Origin of the sequence: Cytobacillus spartinae (genome assembly GCF_042865285.1) — a bacterium.
GTDB lineage: Bacteria > Bacillota > Bacilli > Bacillales > Cytobacillaceae > Robertmurraya_A > Robertmurraya_A spartinae.
Map to the genome: position 1 here is coordinate 1 of NZ_JBIACK010000024.1, position 22,787 is coordinate 22,787.

Below are 22,787 nucleotides of genomic sequence, written 5' to 3' on the forward strand. Positions count from 1 at the left end.
CCCGTCCGCCGCTAAGATTCAAAAGCAAGCTTTTAAATCTTCGCTCGACTTGCATGTATTAGGCACGCCGCCAGCGTTCGTCCTGAGCCAGGATCAAACTCTCCAATAAAGAGTAAGATTAGCTCTTGTTTAAAATAATTTTAAAACTTACGTTGACGTATGATTTGTTTAGTTTTCAAAGAACAATTAATCGCTCAAGGCGACTTTTATAATATATCATTTTCATGATATTTCGTCAACACTTTTTTAAAGGAAGTTCAAAAATGAACTGTCTTGTTTTGCTGACTTGAATTAGTATATCAGGGTTGTCCTATGTTTACAATTACTTTTTTATAGGTAATATTTGAAAAAAGACTCGGGCAGCTGTTTGTATATATGAAAAATAGACTGACACGTGTCAGTCTACTCTAAAATCTCATCTATAAATAATTGTCTATTTTTTTCTAAATGAATGATTTCTTCTGAATGTGTTAGTTTTATTAAAGGTCTTGTTGGCGATTTTTCTTCTATAAAGAGGATTTCTGCAATCTGACCATTCGAAAGTTTCACCTTGCTCCCAATCGAAAAGTTCATAATCCCAGCTTGTAGAGCCCTTATTGATGCGATATCGAATTTCCCAAAGTTATCTTGGATGATCATTTCTAGTACCTTGAAAGGGGATTGTTTTTTTCTATACATTCTTTGAGAGGTCATAGCATGAAATGTGTCTGCGACTGCTATTATCTTTGCAAATGGATGTATTTTTTGATCCTTTTCACCTAGTGGGTATCCTGTTCCATCAAGACGCTCATGATGCTGGAAAATAGATATTTTTGCTCCATCTCTTAGTAGAGTAGCGTTTTGAATCATTCTATAACTATAAGTTGGATGTTGTTTTACTTCTTCAAATTCATCTCGCGTCAAGGCATCTTTTTTATTTAAGATATTAGAAGGGATTTTTGCCATTCCACAGTCAGATAAACAACCGGCTACTGCCAGCTGAGCGATGTCACCTTTATTATAATTAAGCTTTTTCCCAATAAAACCACTTATTAATCCTACGGCAATGGAGTGTTGAAATAAGTACTCATTCTCCGTTGATAAATGATGTAGGTTAAATAAGTCAGATGAACGTGTCTCAGATTTTTCTATAAGAGGAATGATAATATTTCTAATCTTTGAGATGTCAACTGTTGTACCAGCTTGCCAAGCTTGAAATTCCTTTTTATATTGTTGAACCGCTTGGAGAAAATAATCCGTAAAAGATTCTTCTTTTTTATTACTCTCTTTCTCGCTCTCTTTTTCCTCTTCGATTAATTCAGAAGGAATAAAAGGAGTACCATTTACAAGCATCCTCTCTACTGAAACATCTTTAACCAAAAAAGCATGTAAGATTTCAAGTAACTCGTTCGTTAAGACAGTTTTCTTTTGAATGATAGGACGGTTCGTCCAGCTGATAACATCTTCAGAAAGAATACATCCTTCTTGAAGTTCCTTGATTTTGACGCGCACCTGGATTCACCTCAGTATGTTAAATAGGTCTTAAAGATTATTTTACTTTATTTACTAATGTTTAACAATTAAGAAAAGCACAAGCAACTTGTATAAACTGGAATCGCAACTAAATAAGCTTGATAAAACTTATATTTTTCCTAAAAAAAGAACACGATGTCAAATCGTGTTCCTCTGCTTTATTCTTCCTCGGTATCTTCTTGTCCGTCCAATACCTCTTCTTCGCCATTCTCTAGAGAAGTTTCTTCAGTAGACTCATCATGAGTAGCTTCTACCGGTACACTGTATTCTTTATCTTCTTCTTCTTTTTCTACTTGAGCAACGGTTGCAACATATTCGTTTTCAATTTCATTTAAACGGATAAGTCTTACACCTTGAGTGTTACGACCCATTGTAGAAATATCACTCACAGCCATACGGATTAAAACTCCACCTGTAGTAATGATCATAATATCTTCTTCACCAGTTACAGCTTTCATAGACACTAGATCTCCATTTTTATCGGTGATATTGCAGGTTTTAATTCCTTTACCACCTCTACCTTGAACACGGTATTCTTCAGCAGGAGTTCTCTTGCCGTAACCTTTTTTAGTAACAATAAGAATTTGTGTATCTTCCTCTAGAACTTCCATGCCGACTACTTCATCGTCAGCATCTAAATTGATCCCTTTTACACCAGTAGCTGTACGACCCATAGAGCGTACATCTGTTTCTGGGAAACGAATTAACATTCCATTCTTCGTACCAATGATGATTTCTTTGCTTCCATCTGTTAGACGTACAGAGATTAATTCATCATCTTCTCTTAAGTTTAATGCAATTAACCCATTATTTCTGATATTTGCAAAAGAGGTCAATGGTGAACGTTTTGAAACCCCTTGACGAGTAGTGAAGAATAAGCTCCATTCGTCCACAAATTCTTCAATAGGAATCATGGCATTTACCCATTCACCTTTATCAATGCCCAATAGGTTGATGATTGGAATCCCTTTGGCTGTACGAGATAATTCAGGTATTTCATATCCTTTTGCACGATACACTTTTCCTTTGTTCGTAAAGAAAAGGATTGTATCGTGAGTTGAAGTGGTAATAAGATGTTCTACAAAATCATCATCATTTGTTCCCATCCCTTGAATACCTCTTCCTCCACGTTTTTGAGCACGGTATGTGGAAACAGGTAATCTTTTAATGTAACCGTTATGGGTTAACGTAATGACGATATTTTCACGAGGGATTAAGTCTTCATCCTCGATATTCTCAATTCCACCTGTAACAATCTCAGTTCTTCGCTTATCGTTAAAACGTTCTTTGATTTCAGTTAATTCTTCACGAATAATTTCTAAAATCTTTTCTTCATCTGCTAAAATTGCCTTTAATTCTGCAATCAATTTAACAAGACTTTGATATTCGTCTTCGATTTTCTCACGTTCTAAACCAGTTAAACGTTGTAAACGCATATCTAGGATTGCTTGTGCTTGTTTCTCAGAAAGGCTAAACTTCGTCATTAATCCTTCACGAGCAATATCAGTCGTTTGTGAACTACGGATTAGGGCAATAACCTCATCTAAGTGATCAAGCGCAATTCTTAATCCATCTAAAATATGAGCACGCGCCTCTGCTTTACGTAATTCAAACTCAGTTCTTCTACGAATGACAACTTTTTGATGATCTAAATAGTAGCTTAAACATTGTTTAAGATTTAGTACTTTCGGTTGCCCATTAACAAGTGCTAATGTATTGATTCCAAAACTAGTTTGTAGAGCCGTTTGTTTATATAGGTTGTTTAGAAGTACATTTGCATTTGCATCTTTACGTACTTCAATAACAATTCTCATCCCATTACGATCTGATTCATCACGTAAATCGGTAATACCATCAATCTTCTTATCACGTGCTAATTCAGCAATTTTTTCAATCAATCTTGCTTTATTAACCTGGTAAGGGATCTCATTAACAATGATAACTTCTTTCCCATTTGATTTTTGCTCTATCTCAACTTTTGCACGTAAAGTAATGGAACCTCTACCTGTTTCATACGCTTTGCGAATTCCGCTTCTTCCGAGGATTAATCCTCCTGTAGGGAAGTCTGGTCCTGGGATGATTTCCATTAACTCTTGAGTGGTCAAATCAGGGTCCTTACTAATAGCTAAAACTCCGTCAATAACTTCTCCAAGTTGATGAGGTGGTATATTTGTCGCCATACCTACCGCAATTCCGGTCGTTCCATTCACTAAAAGGTTAGGGAAACGAGCAGGTAGAACAACCGGCTCTTTTTCTTCACCATCATAGTTGTCTTGATAATCAATGGTGTCCTTGTTGATATCTCTTAGCAATTCCATCGAGATTTTTGACATACGTGATTCGGTATAACGCATCGCAGCTGCAGCGTCACCGTCAACAGAACCAAAGTTCCCATGTCCATCCACTAGCATATAACGATAGTTAAAGTCTTGGGCCATACGAACCATGGTTTCATATACTGCAGAGTCACCATGAGGATGGTATTTACCAATAACGTCTCCTACGATACGAGCAGACTTCTTATAAGGTTTATCAGAATGCATACCAAGGTCGTGCATTGCATATAAAATACGACGGTGAACTGGCTTTAAACCATCTCGAACGTCAGGAAGAGCACGGGAGACAATAACACTCATTGCATAGTCTAAAAATGAAGATTTCATTTCTTGACTTATATTAATTTCTGTAATTTGAGAATTCGGTGTCTCAGCCATTTTTAAGGACCTCCTATTAAAACACTAGTAAAAATACATATACATCAAAGCTATATTTCTTACAGTAATAAAAGAAAAAGGAGGATAGGGGGAAACCTCTATCCTGCAACTTATAAATAAATCAAGTATTTCTCTGGGTATTGTCAAGCTTCACCAGAAAAACCCTATAAGCGTTGACTATATTAAATATCTAAATTCTTAACATATGCCGCGTTGGCTTCAATGAAATTTCGACGAGGCTCTACTTTATCACCCATCAACATTTCAAATGTTTCATCCGCTTCAATGGCGTCTTCTAAACTTACTTGTAGCATCATTCGTGTAGCTGGATCCATCGTAGTTTCCCATAACTGACCAGGATTCATCTCTCCAAGACCTTTGTAACGTTGAATATTTGGTTTTGGTTGAGCAGGTAACTCAGCAAACACTTTTTCTAATTCGCGGTCATTGTAGGCATACTCAATACGTTTACCTTGCTGAATTTTATATAAAGGTGGTTGAGCAATATAAATATAACCAGCCTCTAGAATTTGTCGCATATAACGGTAGAAGAACGTTAAAATAAGCGTTCTGATGTGTGCACCGTCGACATCAGCATCAGTCATGATGACAATTTTATGATATCGAGCCTTAGAAATATCAAAGTCTTCGCCAATTCCTGTACCAATCGCTGTAATCATCGCTCTTACTTCGTTATTGGAAAGGATTTTGTCTAGACGCGCTTTTTCAACATTTAGGATTTTTCCTCTTAGCGGAAGAATTGCTTGGAAATGACGATCACGTCCTTGCTTTGCAGATCCACCGGCAGAGTCACCCTCAACGATATATAATTCGCTAATTGACGGATCCTTTGAAGAACAATCCGCTAACTTACCTGGCAAACTCGATACTTCTAATGCGCTTTTTCTACGCGTTAATTCTCTTGCTTTTTTAGCTGCTAAACGAGCTCTTGCAGCCATTAGCCCTTTTTCAACAATTTTTCTAGCTACAGAAGGATTCTCTAGCATAAATTTATCTAAAGCTTCTGAGAAAATAGTATCAGTAGCTGTTCTTGCTTCTGAATTTCCTAATTTCGTTTTTGTTTGTCCCTCGAACTGTGGATCAGGGTGTTTAATCGAGATAATAGCTGTTAAGCCTTCTCGAACATCATCACCCGAAAGGTTCGCATCCGCGTCTTTAAAGATTCCATTCTTTCTTGCATAGTCGTTAATCACACGAGTTAATGCTGTTTTAAATCCAGATTCGTGTGTACCACCTTCATACGTGTGAATATTGTTAGCGAAAGAGTATATATTACTTGTGTAACTATCATTGTATTGGATGGATACTTCAACGGTAATTCCTTCTCTTTCACCTTCAATAAAAATAGGCTCTTCGTGGAGCACTTCTCTTGTTCTGTTTAAGTGTTCAACGTAAGATTTAATACCGCCTTCATAATAGTACTCATTCAGCTTATTTTCAGCACGTTTATCTTCAATAGTGATCTTTATTCCTTTATTTAAGAAAGCAAGTTCACGAAGTCGATTGGCAAGAGTATCATAATCGTACTCTAACGTTTCAGTAAAGATCTCTCCATCTGGTGTAAAGTGAATTGTTGTACCAGTTCGATCCGTTTCACCGATCACTTCTAAATCAGCAGCAGGTACACCACGCTCAAATTTTTGGTAATGGATTTTTCCATCACGATGAACGAATACTTCTAACACAGTTGAAAGGGCATTAACTACGGAAGCACCAACACCATGTAAACCTCCAGAAACTTTGTATCCGCCACCGCCGAATTTACCTCCAGCATGAAGAACGGTCATGATTACTTCTACCGCTGGTCTACCCATTTTTTCATGGATACCAACAGGAATTCCACGGCCATTATCTTCAACGGTGATGCTATTATCCTGTTCAATTTTTACATTAATCTCCGAACAATATCCTGCTAAAGCTTCGTCGATACTGTTATCAACAATTTCCCAAACGAGATGGTGGAGTCCCTTGACACTTGTGGAACCAATATACATCCCAGGTCTTTTTCGTACAGCTTCTAGACCTTCTAAAACCTGTATCTGGTTTTCATCATAGGAATGCTCTTGTACTGCTTCTTGTTCCATTGCCATACTGAATCACCTACACTTTCTACTAAGTAAACCAAAAATAATATGAAATAAATGACGAATATTTTATAAAAATCAAAGTATAACTAAGGTTAAAGGCAGTAATATTTATCTTAAAAGTCTCCCTGAAAATTAGGAAGGGCTTTAATTTTTGAAAATAGACTTTAGTATTCTTGAACAGCCAACTTGGCAGAACGTTTTTTTAAGGTTCCTGAAGCTAAAGGGGAATAATAAATTTTATCAATGGTGATGACAATAGATTTAAAGGCACCTTTTGATAGGGTGATAACCTGATTGTCATGTTGGTCCAAAAACTCCTTAATGTATTGGGAAGAATTTACGCTTTCTTTATCAATAATAGCTATAATATCCCTAGTTCTAACAAGGATATCTTCACCTACATGAACGTACATGCCTTCACCTCATTGTAATTTTCTCATAACCCCTGATTCTACCCGAAACGTAGATGCCTCTTTTAATGTTTGATGATCAATACCATCTACACTTGTTGTCGTAACAAAGGTTTGTACCTTACCCTGAATGGTATTCAATAAATGGGACTGGCGATAATCATCCAATTCAGAAAGAACATCATCCAAGAGGAGGATGGGGTATTCACCAATTTCTGAATGGATCAGTTCAATTTCAGCTAGCTTAAGTGATAGGGCAGTTGTTCTTTGTTGGCCTTGAGATCCAAATGTTTGAACATCTCTTCCGTTAACGAAAAAAAGTAGGTCATCACGGTGGGGACCAAACAAAGTTACACCTCTATCAATTTCCCTTGATTTCATTTTAACAAATTTATCCTGAAATACTTCTACCATTTTCGACAAATCTTGTTCTTCTGATACGTCTACTGATGGTTTGTATTCTATTTTTAACGTTTCCAACCCCCGAGAAATCCCTTCATGTATAGGAATAGCCCAACTTTCAAGAAGGCGGAGGAACTGAAATCGTTTAGAAATAATTTTCGCGGCCGTTTGTATAAATTGTTCCGTTAGAACTTCTAACATGGTTTCATCCTGTTGCTTTTTGATTTGCAACATTTTCAGATAGTGATTTCTCTGCTGAAGAATCTTCTGATATTGGCCCATATCATGTAAATACACAGGAGAAACCTGGCCAATTTCCATATCAATAAAACGACGCCTTACTTGTGGACTCCCTTTTACTAAATGGAGATCTTCAGGCGCAAACATTACAACATTCATATTTCCCACATATTGACTGAGCTTTTGCTGTTCAATATGATTACATTTTGCTTTTTTTCCTTTTTTCGATACGACCAACTGCATCGGCAAAGAGCCGTTACTTTTTTTTACCCTACCCTCTATTTTAGCATATTCTTCGTCCCAGTATATAAGATCTTTATCATTCGATGTCCGATGGGATTTTGCCATTGCTAAAACATAGATAGATTCCATCACATTGGTCTTCCCTTGAGCATTTTCTCCTAAAATGACATTAACCTTATTTTCAAACTCAACTTCTAAATTTTCATAGTTCCGGTAATTTTTTAAAAGTAAATGCTCAATATACATAAACGTACATCCTTTAGTTACTCATTTTAAGAGGCTCTTTTCGTAAACTTTGTTGCTATTTAAGTACTTTAAACAGTTTTTAAACAGTTTATGATGCTGCTATCTTTGTTTTGGGAAGAAAAGATGCCACGAAAGTAGCATAAAATCCGTATCCTGAGACTATTACGAATAGCAACAATCTATGCGAAAACAGCTTTTCAGAAACAAACAAATCTGTATAAGATATTCTACTGATTAATTAGTTATAACAAAATATCCAAAATTTGGTATATTAATGATGTCACCAGATCTTAGTTTTCTTCCTCTTCTTTGATCAAGTTCACCGTTTATAAAAATTTCATGTTCACTTAAAAACCATTTGGCCATTCCACCAGAATCAATGATGTTGGCCAACTTTAAAAATTGCCCTAACGTAATATACTCAGTATCAATTTTGATCTCTTGATTCATGGACTCACTCCTCTTTCTTTTTAGAGGCCTTCACCCTCCATTTTACTAAAAAAACGATACATACACAAAAATTTACTTTATTGGGAAAGAGGGAAAGGAATTATCTAATCAATTGTTTTCCTGCTATTTAGTATTTCCTACCATGAATACAAATATGAATTTAGCATACTAGTTTTATGAAAATTTTTAGAATCTTTCTCAAACTCCTTCATGTCTATCTCTCAAAGAAAAGCTACCAGTAGTCTGGCAGCTTTCCTCTATCATGAATCTTGATTTAATTATAATTTGTATCCAGAAGGGGATTGTCTTCAATAAGAATTCTAGTATGTTCTTACTGGCAAGATTAGTTGAAGAATGGAATCATCGTTCATCGGACGAATTAAAAACGGTCGCATCGCTCCGGTAAAGCTGATTTTAATCTCAGAACCTTCTAGTGCTTTTAACGCATCCATTACATACTTTGCACTAAAGGAGATTTTCAACTCTTCTCCCTCTATTGACTGACTTTGTAGTTCTTCAACTACTTTTCCGATTTCAGGCGTATTTGAGGAAATCTCAATACTTCCGCCTTCAATGGTTGCAAATTTAACCACATTGTTACGACCTTCTCTTGCTAAAAGGGAAGCACGATCAATAGATTGTAAAAATTCTTTTGTTCCTACTACTACGTCTGTTTTACTCTCAGCAGGAATTAATCTAGTAGTGTCAGGGTAGTTTCCTTCAAGCAATCTTGAGAAGAATAGTAAATGTTTTGCTTTAAACAACACTTGATTTTCTGTCATAACAATATCAATTGGTTCGTTATTGTCATCTAGGATTTTGCTCAATTCATTTAAGCTTTTTCCTGGGATTACAACATTATAAGTTTCATTTGTTGTTAAATCGATTTTTGCTTTACGTAAAGCTAGTCTGTGGCTATCTGTTGCAATACAGATCAACTCGTTATTTTCTACTTTCCAGTTTACACCTGTCAACACTGGTCGTGTTTCTGAGGTGGACACTGCAAAGACCGTTTGGCGAATCATCATTTTCAATAAGTCAGTAGGAATTTGGAATGCATTTTCCTCGTTGATTTGTGGTAAATGAGGATACTCTTCAGCATCTAATCCATTTAAGTTGAATTCTGATTTACCTGAACGAATAACCGTTTGAAGATGATTTTGCACTTCAATCTCTACCGTATCAGTAGGTAGCTTTTTTACGATTTCACTAAAGAATTTTGCTTGAAGAACAATTGCACCTGTTTGTTTGATTTCTACAATTTCATCTCCAGCTTCCTCTTTCGGAATAAAAGATTCAATAGAGATATCAGAGTCACTACCAGTTAAGGTAACTCCTTCGTTTGAAACAACAATTTTGATACCAGTTAGAATTGGGATAGTAGTTCTACTTGTGACTGCTTTCATTACATCTTGGACACTTTGAACGAGGTGATCCCGTTGGATTATAAATCTCATATTTTTTAATCCTCCGTTTTCAGGAATATATTTATTTATTTTTAATAAAAGTACTAGAAGTAATAGTAGGGCCTGTTAATATGTGTATAACTCTATTTTGGTGAATAAAACACAGCCTATCCACATGTGGACAGACTGTGCGTAAGTAAAGCCAAGTTATTCACAGTATCCTATATTTTAAGACTTTCGTTTATATCTTTCATTTGTCTTTGAAGTTGAGAATCTGTTTGCATGAGCTTAGATATTTTTTCATGAGCATGGATGACAGTAGTATGATCCCTGCCACCAAATTCTTCTCCTATTTTAGGGAGAGAGAAATCAGTCAGCTCTCTTGATAAGTACATGGCAATTTGTCTTGGAAAAGCAACTGATTTCGTTCGCTTCTTCGCCTTGAAATCCTCTAGCTTTACATTAAAATGTTCACCAACTACTTTTTGAATATCAAGAATGGTAATTACTTTTGGTTTGGAGCTTGGAATAATATCTTTAAGTGCTTCAGCAGCTAAATCCGCGTTAATATCTTTATTAATTAGTGATGAAAAGGCAACGACTCGAATAAGCGCTCCTTCCAATTCACGAATATTTGAATCAATTTGGTTAGCGATGTATAGCATGACTTCATTTGGAATGTCTAAACCTTCTGCTTTTGCCTTTTTTCTTAAAATGGCAATCCTCGTCTCTAAATCTGGAGGGGTAATATCAGTAATTAAGCCCCATTCGAAACGCGAACGAAGTCGATCTTCTAATGTCGGGATTTCCTTTGGTGGGCGGTCACTCGAAATGACAATTTGCTTGCTTTCTTCATGCAATGTATTAAAAGTATGGAAAAATTCCTCTTGAGTTTGTTCTTTCCCAGCCAAAAATTGAATATCATCGATTAATAGAACATCTACGCTTCGGTACTTGTTACGAAACTCAACCGTTTTATTGTCCCTGATTGAGTTAATAAATTCATTTGTAAACTTTTCTGAAGATAGATAAACCACCTTAGCGGCAGGATTATGATCAATTACATAGTGACCAATGGCATGCATTAAGTGGGTTTTTCCCAAACCAACACCCCCGTAGATAAATAAAGGGTTGTATGCCTTCGCAGGTGCTTCTGCAACCGCTAATGACGCAGCATGTGCAAATCGATTGCCTGAACCAATTACAAACGTATCAAACGTGTATTTGGGATTTAGCATATTTAATGGAAGTTCCGGCTGATCGTCATCCTTTTTCACTGTTTTGGGAGGAAGGGGTAAATCAACTTCTTGTTCATTTTGATTTTGCGGAATAATAAATTTAACTCCGAGTTCCTCTCCAGTAATATCATATAAAATACCGGAGATAAGCCCTGAATAACGCTCTTCCAGCCAATCTCTAGCAAACTCATTAGGTGCGGTAATCGTTAACATATCCCCTTGTAATGAATGCGCTTTTGTCGATTTTAGCCACGTATCAAAGCTTGGTTTGCTGATCTTTTTTTCTATATTGGCTAGAGCATTATTCCAAAGATCCGCAATATTTTCCAACAACTATCCCTCCTTTTGCTGTTCCGTTTTGAATAAGGATTAGGGTTGTACAACGTGTATAACCTATTAATTTATAAATATACGAAACTGTTTATGTGGAAAAATATATAATAAGGAAACAAAGTGGAATTTCGACAATATCCACTACTTGTGGACAAGGTTTTACCAACGGGGTGAATAACCTATCCACAAGTTATCCACAAACTGTGGATAATGAAGTTATACACAATAAAATAATTAGAGTGAAAACACAATTTATGATATCAGATAATACTAAGAGGCGCAATGCTTTTTCTTACCTTATCCACAACAAAAACAAGCTGTGAATTAAAATTATCCACATTGATAGAATGTGTGAAAAAGCTGTCAATATGTGCTGTGGATAATAAAAATTATGTCGAAAGTTATGCACATACCTATTAAAACGGGATTTAATTGTAAGAAATTACTTTTTTAATAAATGATTTTTTTCGTGACAGATTCGGAAAAACGGAGTAGTATTTTTTGAGTGGGTGGATTAAAATTTACTAAAATAAATTAGAAGATAGAAAAAATCCACTTTAGGTACTTTTTATCTCAAAAAAAGACGTCTTTTTAAATTTCATTAGATTGTAGTGGAAATTACTTAATTGTATTGAAATTTCTCATCTAGAATAAATTTAGTGAATTTCCGTGGCCTCCAGTGTAAATTTAAGTTTTGGTTACTTGATCATCACTGGATTTATTTGCATAACTGGTGTCCTTAGGAAAATTCCCAATTACTGTTGCAATTTTTAAGATCCGTATATATAATTAGAAAGACTGTCTTTAACAGCTATTCCTCAGGGAGGTGTCATATAATGAAAAGAACGTTTCAACCAAACAAACGTAAAAGAAGTAAAGTTCATGGTTTCCGTAGCCGTATGAGCTCTGCAAACGGACGTAAAGTCTTAGCTCGTCGTCGTAGAAAAGGAAGAAAAGTATTATCTGCTTAGGCCACTGACAAATCAGTGGTCTTTTTTCCACTTATGATTAGGTAAATCGTGATTGGCAGCAGTGAATGTAATCGACGAGGCTTATTTCTATACCAGGTAGATCTAAGTAAGTTTTTATAAGGTTACGGGGTAAGCCGACCGTTCGAAAAGGGTAGTGATAGAGCAATTTTTCTATTACTATGGCCTTTTTTTCACTATTATTGCTCGCCAAATGGCGAGTTTTCTTTTTATGTTTACTTTTCTATTAAAGTGAATTTGCAAAATTGTTGCTATTCATAACTGTCTTAGGCAACGGATAATATGCTACTTTTTCTTACCAAAACAAAGAAAACAGCACCATAATAGGTTTTAAAACAATTCAAAGTATTAAATAGCAACAAAGATTACGAAAAGTGTGAGTTACTATTAATTTAAATCATCTTAAAACCTAGATGTATATAAGGTTCATCAAAGGCTGATAATTGATTAAGGTAGGTACTTTTTTGCCTTTATTGGTAATTTTCATAGCTTAAATCGAGGTTTTAGGGTGTTCATAGAGCCTTGGTGTTGAAGCTTACTAAAAGTATTTCCCATTTACATACATGAAAGTCAGATTGTGCTTCGTATATAATGGCACACATCTAAAAGTGGTTGTTTATTGTTAACAAGCTGCTAATAATCAGTGATATAAGCCATGCAGCATCACTCATTTAGATAACAACCCTTGTAAAACAAATGGATCCAAGTGGATTGAAGGTGTAAAAGGTGAAAAAAGAATTTAGAGTAAAGAAGAATAAAGAAATTCAGGATATTTTTAAAAATGGTAAGTCATTTGCTAATCGGCAGTTTGTTGTATATGCGTTGAAGAAACCTGGTCAGGCCCATTTTCGTATTGCACTATCAGTAAGTAAAAAGCTAGGAAATGCGGTCACTCGTAACCAAATAAAACGCTACCTGCGACAAGTATTTTTGGAACTTGAGGAAGATGTCTATAATGATTATGATTATGTCATTATTGCTAGAAAACCAGCAGCTGATATGGGATTCCATGAGATTAAAGGCAGTGTGTCGCATGTATTAAAGCTAGCTAGAGTCCTAAAGAAGGCAAAAACTAGCAACACAAGTCAACAATAATTTCAGCTTTTCTATTATTTTTCAAGGCACATCTTATTAAAAGATGATACAATACATTTGGATTAATCGATTACATCTTTGAAAATATGGTAGGGAATAGAATCTATCCATAAGGTTTGACATAAGATGTATGGACGAGCTTGTATTTAAAATAGGATTGGATATAAGGAGGAAAATACGGTTGAAAAAGAGAATATTTCTTTTTATCGGGTTGATTGCTGTTATGACCTTATTAACGGGTTGTATGGAATATGATCAGCCGATCACTTCTGAGAGCGAAGGCTTTTGGAACGAATATATTGTTTATCCGTTATCATTACTTATTGTAAAAGCGGCTGAGCTAGCTGGTGGTAATTTTGGAGTATCGATTATTTTAGTAACGATCCTAATTCGCCTAGTTATCTTACCTCTGATGATTAAGCAAACGAAAAGCTCTAAAGCAATGCAAGCGCTACAACCTGAAATGCAAAAATTGAAAGAAAAATATAGCTCTAAAGATCAAAAGACACAACAAAAACTTCAACAAGAAACAATGGCTTTGTTTCAACAGCATGGAGTAAATCCACTAGCTGGATGTTTCCCATTAATCGTACAAATGCCAATTCTTATTGGTTTTTACCACGCAATTTCAAGAACACGTGAGATTGCCGAGCATAACTTTTTATGGTTCGATTTAGGTTCTCCGGATCCACTATTTCTTTTACCACTTATTGCTGGTGTGACAACGTTTATCCAACAAAAAATGATGATGGCCGGAGTAGAAAATAATCCTCAAATGCAAATGATGCTTTGGTTAATGCCAATCATGATCGTTGTATTTGCGATTAACTTCCCTGCAGCCCTATCTCTTTACTGGGTAGTAGGTAATATTTTTATGATTATTCAAACGTACTTTATTAAAGGTCCGGATTTGAAAAAAGCAGCTGAAACTGCAAAAGCGGGAGGAGCAAAAAAGTGAAACAGGTAACTGCTACAGGACAATCTGTCGAAGAAGCAGTAGAATCGGCTTTAGCTCAATTAAAGACAACAAAAGACCGCACAGATATTTCAATTATTGATGCAGGGAAAAAAGGGGTTTTCGGAATCTTTGGTTCACGTCCAGCTGTTGTAAAAGTAACAGTTAAAATTGACCCAATCGAAGAAGCTAAATCCTTTTTAGCCGAAGTAAGTGAGAAAATGGCTGCACCTATCGACATTGAAGTTAAAAAAGATGGAAAACAAGTACATTTTATTTTATCAGGTGAAAAGATTGCTCTTTTGATTGGAAAAAGAGGACAAACCCTTAACTCATTACAATACTTAACGCAGCTAGTCATTAATCGTCATTCGGATCAATACCTAAATGTGTTGTTAGATGCCGAGGATTACCGTACGAGACGTAATGAAACTTTAATTCAGTTGGCAGAAAGATTAGCCAACAAGGCTGTAAGAACGGGCCAAAAAGTAGCTCTAGAACCAATGCCATCCTATGAGCGAAAAGTAATTCACACAGCACTTATGGAGAATAAGCGAATAAAAACATATTCTGACGGCGTAGAGCCTAACAGATATATCGTAATTTCGCCCAATAAATAAGATCTAACACCGTATCCACTAGATACGGTGTTTTTTTGTGCGAAAATTTTTGCTAAAAAAGATCACCGCAATTGTTAAATAGTACAGAAAGGATAGTATAAACTGCGCATAAAAGCTTGAACCTAAATAATAGGGAGAAAATTTTAATCGATTAAAAGCAATCTGTTAATTGTTCATTACATAACGGTTTTATTGTTATTCACATGTGGATAAGTTAAAATAGAGCATATTATGGAAAATAGTGTGGATAACTGTCGTGAGTTGGGTTATTTTACTTTTTTAAGATAAAGCAATGTGCTATTCTAATAATTTGAGTTGAAGAATTCTTAGATTAAGGCTCTTTTCGTAAACTTTGTTGCTATGTAAGTACTTAAACTGCTTTTAAACGGATTATGATGCTGTTTTCTTTATTGTGGGAAGAAAAGATGCCACGAAGCAGCAGAGAATCCGTGTCGGAAACCATATACGAATAGCAAAAATCTATGCGAAAACAGCTAAGATTAAAAATAGATACTAGTTGAAGTAGGTTTTTAAAAGAGAGGTGTTCAAGATGGAATTAGATACGATAGCTGCAGTTTCGACTCCAATGGGGGAGGGAGCCATTGCCATTGTTCGATTAAGTGGTGATGAGGCAATTAAGATTTCAGATACTCTTTTTCGTGGGGTCGGAGGAAAGAGGCTAAAGGATGTTCCATCACATACGATTCATTACGGACAGTTAATCGATCCCAAAACGGAGGAAGTTGCTGAAGAAGTAATGGTATCCGTTATGAAGGGTCCAAAGACATTTACAAAAGAAGATGTGGTTGAAATTAACTGTCATGGTGGATTGGTATCCGTTAATCGGGTTTTACAGCTAACACTAAAAGCAGGTGCTAGGTTAGCTGAACCAGGAGAATTCACAAAAAGAGCATTCTTAAATGGGAGAATCGATTTATCTCAAGCGGAAGCTGTAATGGATTTAATTAGAGCCAAAACAGATCGTGCCATGAACGTTGCTCTTGGTCAAATGGAGGGCCGTCTCTCTAAGCTCATTCAAAAGCTAAGACAAGATATATTAGAAACACTTGCACATGTGGAAGTGAATATAGATTATCCTGAATACGATGATGTTGAGGAAATGACTCATCATGTCTTATTAGAAAAAGCTAATCATGTTCGAAACGAAATTGAACAGCTACTTAGAACCTCACAGCAAGGAAAAATTTTACGAGAAGGACTTTCTACCGTTATTGTTGGAAGACCAAACGTCGGAAAATCTTCTCTATTAAATAGTTTGGTTCACGAAAATAAAGCGATTGTAACCGATATCCCTGGAACTACTCGTGATGTAATTGAGGAATACGTAAATGTTAGAGGTGTTCCTTTAAGACTTTTAGATACGGCTGGAATTCGTGAAACGGAGGATATTGTTGAACGAATTGGAGTTGAACGTTCGAGACAGGTATTGAAAGAAGCGGATCTGATTTTACTAGTACTGAATTACTCGGATGACTTAACGATCGAAGATGAGAACATATTTAAAGCTGTCGAAGGCATGGACGTTATTGTCATTGTTAATAAGACGGATCTTCCGCAAAAGATTAATATGGATCGGGTAAAAGAATTAGCAAAAAATTATCCGCTTATTACAACTTCTCTATTAGAAGACGTAGGTGTCAATGAATTAGAAGAGGCCATATCAACATTGTTCTTTGCTGGTACCATTGAAGCGAGCGATATGACATACGTTTCGAACAGTCGTCATATTGCGCTTTTAAATCAGGCTCTCGGTTCTATTGAGGAAGCCTTAAATGGGGTTGAAAGCGGAGTTCCAATCGATATTGTTCAAATTGATTTAACTAGAACGTGGGAATTGTTAGGCGAAATTATTGGCGAAAGTGTTCATGAAAGTCTGATTGACCAGCTTTTTTCACAATTCTGTTTAGGAAAATAATATAGTGATTTAGCCTATTAGTTACAAAACAGCGTATTAGATAGGCATTTTTTAAGGAGGCAGCATAATGCAATATGATGCTGGGAGCTATGACGTTATAGTCGTTGGAGCAGGGCATGCTGGTTGTGAGGCAGGACTAGCAGCAGCTAGACAAGGCGCGAAAACGTTAATGATTACAATAAATTTAGATATGGTCGCTTTTATGCCATGTAATCCATCCGTTGGTGGGCCGGCAAAAGGGATTGTCGTTAGAGAAATTGATGCTTTAGGTGGAGAAATGGGGAAAAATATTGATAAAACCCATATCCAAATGCGGATGTTGAATACTGGAAAAGGTCCAGCTGTTCGTGCATTACGAGCTCAAGCAGATAAGTTTTCTTATCAACACGAAATGAAAAAAACGCTAGAAGATGAGCCTAATCTTACACTTGTTCAGGGAATGGTTGAAAAATTAATTGTTGAGGACAATGTATGTAAAGGTGTCGTGACGCAAACGGGAGCAACTTATTCTTCCCAAGCAGTCGTTATTACGACCGGTACATTCTTACGTGGGGAAATTATCCTTGGTGAATTAAAGTACTCCAGTGGGCCCAATAACCAGCAACCATCTATAAAATTATCTGAGCATCTTCAAGAGCTTGGATTTGATTTAGTTCGGTTTAAAACAGGAACGCCACCAAGAGTTCACAGCAACTCTATCGATTACACTAAAACAGAAATTCAACCAGGTGACGATGTTCCAAGAGCATTTTCCTATGAAACGACGAAATATATAACAGACCAGCTACCTTGTTGGTTAACGTATACAAATGATCAAACCCATCAACTGATTGATAATAACTTACATCGTTCCCCTATGTATTCTGGAATGATTAAAGGAACAGGTCCTCGTTATTGTCCATCGATCGAAGATAAGGTTGTTCGATTTAACGATAAACCTAGACATCAAATCTTCTTAGAACCTGAAGGAAGAAATACACATGAAGTATATGTTCAGGGGCTTTCTACAAGCCTTCCAGAAGATGTTCAACAACAAATTTTAAGAACCATTTCTGGGCTTGAAGAAGTAAGGATGATGAGACCGGGCTACGCGATTGAGTATGATTCTATTGTCCCAACTCAACTTTGGCCAACCCTTGAAACAAAGAAAGTGAAGAATCTTTATACCGCTGGACAAATTAACGGAACTTCTGGTTATGAAGAAGCGGCTGGACAGGGACTTATGGCAGGATTGAATGCTGGTCGAAGGGCCCTTGAAAGAGAAGAAGTCATTCTAAGCCGTTCAGATGCGTATATCGGAGTATTAATCGATGATTTAGTTACAAAAGGGACAAATGAGCCTTATCGTCTATTAACTTCTCGTGCAGAGTACCGATTACTATTAAGACATGATAATGCAGACTTACGTTTAACGGAAATTGGGTATAAAGTTGGCCTTATTAAAGAAGAGCGTTATCAGAAGTTTTTGGCTAAAAAAGAAGCGATTGAGGCGGAAAAACAACGTCTTCAATCTATTATTATCAAACCTACAAATGAAGTCCAAGAATTAATTAAAGCACAGGGCGGTAGCGAGCTAAAAGATGGAATAAGAGCACTGGACTTATTGAAACGTCCTGAAATGACATATGAGCACATTGGGCAACTCGTCCCTAGTGAAACTCCGCTTGATTTCGATATAACCGAACAAGTCGAAATTCAAGTCAAGTATGAAGGCTACATTGAAAAATCACTTCAGCAAGTAGAGCGTCTTAAGAAAATGGAGAATAAAAAAATTCCGGATAACATTGATTATGACGCCATTCATAGTCTTGCAAATGAGGCTAGACAAAAGTTAAAAGAGGTACGTCCATTATCTATTGCCCAAGCTTCACGTATTTCTGGAGTAAATCCAGCAGATATTTCAATTTTACTTGTTTACTTAGAGCAGGGGAAAGTAGCTCGAGTTTCGATGGATTAAAGTGAAGAGCAGGGAAGATTATTCTCTTTCCCTGCTAGCTCTTTTCTAAAGTTCAGCAAAAAGGAGGGATTCAATAAATTGAATACGGAACAATTTTCATCCATGCTTGAAGAAAAAGGAATTCGACTATCTCAACAGCAACTAGACCAATATGAGACCTACTATAGAACTTTAGTTGAGTGGAATGAAAAAATGAATTTGACGGCCATTACGGAAAAGCCTGAAGTCTATTTGAAGCATTTTTTTGATTCTATTTCGGCTGCTTTTTATTTTGACTTTACTGGTTCGCTTCATATTTGTGATGTAGGAGCGGGAGCAGGATTTCCAAGTATCCCTATTAAAATTGCTTTTCCTAACTTACATATCACGATTGTAGATTCCTTAAATAAGCGCATTCAGTTTTTAGAACACTTAGCGAAAGAATTAAAGCTTGAACATGTCCGTTTTGTTCATGATCGTGCAGAAACGTTTGGACAAAATCCAGAACATCGCGAATCTTATGATGTTGTAACAGCTAGAGCAGTTGCTAGACTCTCTGTACTAAGTGAGCTTTGCCTCCCACTGGTGAAGGTTGGAGGAACCTTTATAGCGATGAAAGCAGCAAGTGCAAATGAAGAAGTAGGCGCAGGTAAGAAGGCGGTTGCTATCCTTGGTGGAAAAATAGAAGAGACCTTCTCTTTCACACTTCCAATTGAAGAGAGTGAGAGGAATATATTGCTCATTAAAAAAGAGAAGAGTACCCCTAAAAAATACCCAAGAAAACCGGGTACACCAAATAAAACGCCTATCGAATAACGAGTTAACGTGTTTAAAAAAACATATTAAAGTTGAATCCTTGTTTGTTGATGGGATTTATTGCGCCCATCAATGGACAAGCTGAAAAATATTTCGAGTTACTTTTTTCCTGAATATATGGCATAATTTTTACTAGAGTACCTTTTATCGGTGTTTTGTTTTAATCGTTTGCAGGAACTTATTCATTAATAAAGAATTATTTATTTTAGGGAGTTTCGTAAAGGTGGTGCAGGGTGATGAAGCAGACTTTCACACGCTTTTTTGGCCTCGGCGAAAAGGAAGAGCAAGCTGAAACTGAAATAGAAGAATCAATTGAATTGGTTTCAACAGAGGATAAAGAGGAAATTAAGAAGATACTAATTGGAAATATCGTACCAAACCGATACCAACCACGAACGGTATTTGATGAGGATAAGATTGAAGAGTTATCTCGTACGATCCATACTCATGGGATTATTCAACCGATCGTTGTAAGGCAATATGATACAGATAAATATGAAATCATTGCTGGTGAGCGCAGATGGCGTGCAATGAAGAAACTTGGCTGGGCAGAAGTGCCTGCTATTGTGAAAAATTTAAGTGATACAGAGACAGCCTCTGTTGCACTGATTGAAAATCTTCAAAGAGAAGAACTATCTCCTATTGAAGAGGCCATCGCTTATGGAAAACTTTTAGAACTTCATAACTTAACACAGGAAGCACTTGCCCAACGATTAGGGAAGGGTCAGTCGACTGTAGCCAATAAGTTACGTTTGTTAAAATTGCCAGAAGAAGTTCAGCAAGCTCTACTAGATAAGGTCATTACAGAACGTCATGCTCGTTCTTTAATTCCGTTAAAAGATCCTGAGAAGCAGATCAAATTACTTGCTGAGATTATTGAAAAGAATTTAAATGTTAAACAAACGGAAGATCGAGTAGTGAAGCTATTAGAAAATCCAAATGAAAAACCTAAGCTTAAAAGAAAAGCTTTTAGTAAGGATATGAGGATTGCCGTTAATACAATCCGTCAATCACTTTCAATGGTTTCTGACAGTGGAATTAACTTAAATTCTGAAGAAGAAGAGTTCGAAGACTTTTACCAATTTACGATTAAGATTCCAAAGAAAAAATAATAGATTATGAGACTTGAGAAATTAAACCGTTGTTTAGTTTCTCTTATTTTTTTCTGAAAAATGTCCTGAAAACTTGGTAAAATAAGCAGGTTGTCAATATTTAGGATAGGATGAAAAAATCAATTTTACGAAAAAAATGATTCTTAAATCTTTTTCGTGATAAAATAGAATACATGATTGTAAGTCTGATAGATTTTATAAAGTAATGTAGTCTTGCTATTATGCGATTTTGCCCTATATATGGGTCAATTCAATTAATTAAAGCAAGGCATGTTAGCTTTGGAAAAAATGATCATATAAAACGATAGTTAATTTTTATAGGAAATGAAGGTAGGTGACATCGTGGGCAAAATTATTGCAATAGCGAATCAAAAAGGGGGAGTCGGTAAAACGACTACTTCTGTCAACTTAGGCGCCTGCTTAGCATATATAGGGAAAAGAGTATTGTTGGTAGATGTTGATCCACAGGGGAATGCAACAAGTGGTGTTGGACTTGAAAAAGCAGATGTGGAGCAGTGCATTTATGATGTTTTAGTAGATGATGTTGAAGCTAGAAAGGTCATAAAACCAACATCCGTTGAAAACTTGTATGCTATTCCTGCAACGATCCAGTTAGCAGGTGCAGAAATCGAACTTGTCCCGACAATTTCAAGAGAGGTTCGTTTAAAACGAGCTTTGGAAGAAGTTAAAAATGAGTTTGATTATATTGTAATCGATTGTCCTCCATCACTAGGATTATTAACGCTAAATGCGTTAACAGCTTCCGATGCTGTTCTAATCCCAGTACAATGTGAATATTACGCATTAGAAGGACTTAGTCAACTTCTTAATACAGTGAGACTTGTTCAAAAACACTTAAATCATGATTTGCGTATTGAGGGTGTACTATTAACCATGCTTGATGCACGTACAAATCTTGGATTACAGGTTATTGAGGAAGTGAAAAAGTACTTCCAAGATAAAGTCTATCAAACGGTTATTCCTAGAAACATTCGTCTAAGTGAAGCTCCATCTCATGGACAACCCATCATTATTTATGATCCAAAATCAAGAGGGGCTGAAGTGTATTTAGATTTGGCAAAGGAAGTGGCTGCGAATGGCTAAAGGATTAGGTAAAGGATTGAACGCCTTTTTTTCTAATATAGAAGCAGGTCAGGAAGAGACTATTCAAGAAATTAGTGTGAAAGAGCTTCGACCTAACCCATACCAACCTCGTAAAACGTTTGAACCGGAAGCAATAGAGGAATTAAAAAACTCGATTGTGGAACACGGGATTCTTCAGCCACTGATCGTACGAAAAAGCATTAAAGGCTATGAGATTGTTGCTGGGGAACGACGTTTTCGTGCTGCAAAAGAAGCAAAGTTAAAAACAGTACCAGTCGTCGTTAGAGATTTATCTGAACAGCAGATGATGGAACTAGCTGTACTCGAGAATTTGCAACGTGAGGATTTATCTCCAATTGAAGAGGGAGCCGCATACCAATTGTTGATGGAAAAGCTCTCACTTACTCAAGAAGAGGTGGCTAAACGATTAGGTAAAAGTAGACCTCATATTGCGAACCTAGTCCGATTATTATCTTTACCCCCTAAGATACAAGATCTCATCTCTAGCGGTAAACTTACGATGGGGCATGGACGAGCATTACTAGGATTAAGAAAAAAGGACAAGCTTCCATTGATCGTGGAGAAAACGATTAAGGAAGGTTTAAATGTCAGACAGTTGGAACAACTGATTCAGCAATTAAATGAAAATGTTCCACGTGAAACAAAAAAGCCACAACCAGAAAAAAATATCTTTATTCGCGAACAAGAATCTTCTCTTCGTGAAAGATTTGGAACAACGGTCCATATAAAACAGAAGAAAAACAAAGGGAAAATTGAAATTGAATTTTTCTCAAATGATGATTTAGAACGTATTTTAGAACTATTGGAGTCTAACCCATCTTCTTAAAAACCATCTTAATAGGTGGTTTATTTTTTTGTACCTAAATCTCACCATTTAAATGTAAATGCATAGAAAAATTAT

At 36.2% G+C, this 22,787-nt stretch carries 18 protein-coding genes and 1 rRNA gene; 10 read left to right on the forward strand and 9 right to left on the reverse strand.

The window, feature by feature from the left end; translation table 11 throughout:
• The 9 genes from ACFYKX_RS26205 to dnaA all read right to left on the reverse strand — a co-directional run.
• Positions 1-109 (reverse strand): 16S ribosomal RNA (locus tag ACFYKX_RS26205); the annotation flags it as partial.
• A 293-nt stretch (positions 110-402) separates the two neighbouring features.
• Positions 403-1,491, reverse strand: a complete 1,089-nt coding sequence (locus tag ACFYKX_RS26210; RefSeq protein ID WP_389365120.1) for an HD-GYP domain-containing protein — start codon at positions 1,489-1,491, stop codon at positions 403-405.
• Positions 1,492-1,670: 179 nt separating this feature from the next.
• Complete coding sequence (gyrA, locus tag ACFYKX_RS26215; protein ID WP_389365122.1) at positions 1,671-4,226, reverse strand: DNA gyrase subunit A; 2,556 nt, start codon at positions 4,224-4,226, stop codon at positions 1,671-1,673.
• 182 nt (positions 4,227-4,408) lie between these two features.
• Positions 4,409-6,331: a DNA topoisomerase (ATP-hydrolyzing) subunit B gene (gene gyrB / locus ACFYKX_RS26220; RefSeq protein ID WP_389365178.1), complete on the reverse strand. Its 1,923-nt coding sequence runs from the start codon at positions 6,329-6,331 to the stop codon at positions 4,409-4,411.
• A gap of 167 nt (positions 6,332-6,498) precedes the next feature.
• A complete protein-coding gene (remB, locus tag ACFYKX_RS26225; protein ID WP_389365124.1) occupies positions 6,499-6,747 on the reverse strand; it encodes an extracellular matrix regulator RemB in 249 nt (82 codons plus the stop codon).
• 9 nt (positions 6,748-6,756) lie between these two features.
• The gene (recF, locus tag ACFYKX_RS26230) at positions 6,757-7,875 is read right to left on the reverse strand and encodes a DNA replication/repair protein RecF (protein ID WP_389365126.1); all 1,119 of its coding nucleotides are present in this window, start codon (positions 7,873-7,875) and stop codon (positions 6,757-6,759) included.
• A 234-nt stretch (positions 7,876-8,109) separates the two neighbouring features.
• Entirely contained in the window at positions 8,110-8,325 is a 216-nt protein-coding gene (gene yaaA / locus ACFYKX_RS26235; protein ID WP_389365128.1) for a S4 domain-containing protein YaaA, read from the reverse strand.
• Between the two features lie 320 nt (positions 8,326-8,645).
• Entirely contained in the window at positions 8,646-9,782 is a 1,137-nt protein-coding gene (gene dnaN, locus ACFYKX_RS26240; RefSeq protein ID WP_389365130.1) for a DNA polymerase III subunit beta, read from the reverse strand.
• A 170-nt stretch (positions 9,783-9,952) separates the two neighbouring features.
• The gene (gene dnaA, locus ACFYKX_RS26245) at positions 9,953-11,299 is read right to left on the reverse strand and encodes a chromosomal replication initiator protein DnaA (protein ID WP_389365132.1); all 1,347 of its coding nucleotides are present in this window, start codon (positions 11,297-11,299) and stop codon (positions 9,953-9,955) included.
• An 839-nt stretch (positions 11,300-12,138) separates the two neighbouring features.
• On the opposite strand from dnaA, the gene rpmH reads away from it, so the two are divergent.
• The 10 genes from rpmH (at position 12,139) to ACFYKX_RS26295 (ending at position 22,712) form a co-directional block, all read left to right on the forward strand.
• Positions 12,139-12,273: a 50S ribosomal protein L34 gene (rpmH, locus tag ACFYKX_RS26250; protein ID WP_389365134.1), complete on the forward strand. Its 135-nt coding sequence runs from the start codon at positions 12,139-12,141 to the stop codon at positions 12,271-12,273.
• Positions 12,274-13,017: 744 nt separating this feature from the next.
• Complete coding sequence (gene rnpA / locus ACFYKX_RS26255; RefSeq protein WP_389365135.1) at positions 13,018-13,386, forward strand: ribonuclease P protein component; 369 nt, start codon at positions 13,018-13,020, stop codon at positions 13,384-13,386.
• 181 nt (positions 13,387-13,567) lie between these two features.
• Entirely contained in the window at positions 13,568-14,344 is a 777-nt protein-coding gene (gene spoIIIJ / locus ACFYKX_RS26260; RefSeq protein ID WP_389365137.1) for a YidC family membrane integrase SpoIIIJ, read from the forward strand.
• The gene (gene jag, locus ACFYKX_RS26265; RefSeq protein WP_389365139.1) at positions 14,341-14,961 is read left to right on the forward strand and encodes an RNA-binding cell elongation regulator Jag/EloR; all 621 of its coding nucleotides are present in this window, start codon (positions 14,341-14,343) and stop codon (positions 14,959-14,961) included. The genes spoIIIJ and jag overlap by 4 nt, the downstream gene beginning before the upstream one ends.
• Positions 14,962-15,511: 550 nt before the next feature.
• Positions 15,512-16,897, forward strand: coding sequence for a tRNA uridine-5-carboxymethylaminomethyl(34) synthesis GTPase MnmE (gene mnmE / locus ACFYKX_RS26270; RefSeq protein ID WP_389365141.1), 1,386 nt, complete (start codon positions 15,512-15,514; stop codon positions 16,895-16,897).
• A gap of 67 nt (positions 16,898-16,964) precedes the next feature.
• Positions 16,965-18,854, forward strand: a complete 1,890-nt coding sequence (mnmG, locus tag ACFYKX_RS26275) for a tRNA uridine-5-carboxymethylaminomethyl(34) synthesis enzyme MnmG (protein WP_389365143.1) — start codon at positions 16,965-16,967, stop codon at positions 18,852-18,854.
• A 78-nt stretch (positions 18,855-18,932) separates the two neighbouring features.
• Positions 18,933-19,649 carry a 16S rRNA (guanine(527)-N(7))-methyltransferase RsmG gene (gene rsmG / locus ACFYKX_RS26280; RefSeq protein ID WP_389365145.1) on the forward strand — a complete coding sequence of 239 codons (717 nt, stop codon included), beginning with the start codon at positions 18,933-18,935 and terminating at the stop codon, positions 19,647-19,649.
• Positions 19,650-19,885: 236 nt separating this feature from the next.
• Positions 19,886-20,761 (forward strand): nucleoid occlusion protein, encoded by an 876-nt coding sequence (gene noc / locus ACFYKX_RS26285; protein ID WP_389365146.1) that lies wholly within the window; start codon positions 19,886-19,888, stop codon positions 20,759-20,761.
• Between the two features lie 342 nt (positions 20,762-21,103).
• Positions 21,104-21,865: a ParA family protein gene (locus ACFYKX_RS26290; RefSeq protein ID WP_389365148.1), complete on the forward strand. Its 762-nt coding sequence runs from the start codon at positions 21,104-21,106 to the stop codon at positions 21,863-21,865.
• A complete protein-coding gene (locus ACFYKX_RS26295; protein ID WP_389365150.1) occupies positions 21,858-22,712 on the forward strand; it encodes a ParB/RepB/Spo0J family partition protein in 855 nt (284 codons plus the stop codon). The genes ACFYKX_RS26290 and ACFYKX_RS26295 overlap by 8 nt, the downstream gene beginning before the upstream one ends.
• The last annotated feature ends 75 nt before the right edge of the window (positions 22,713-22,787 follow it).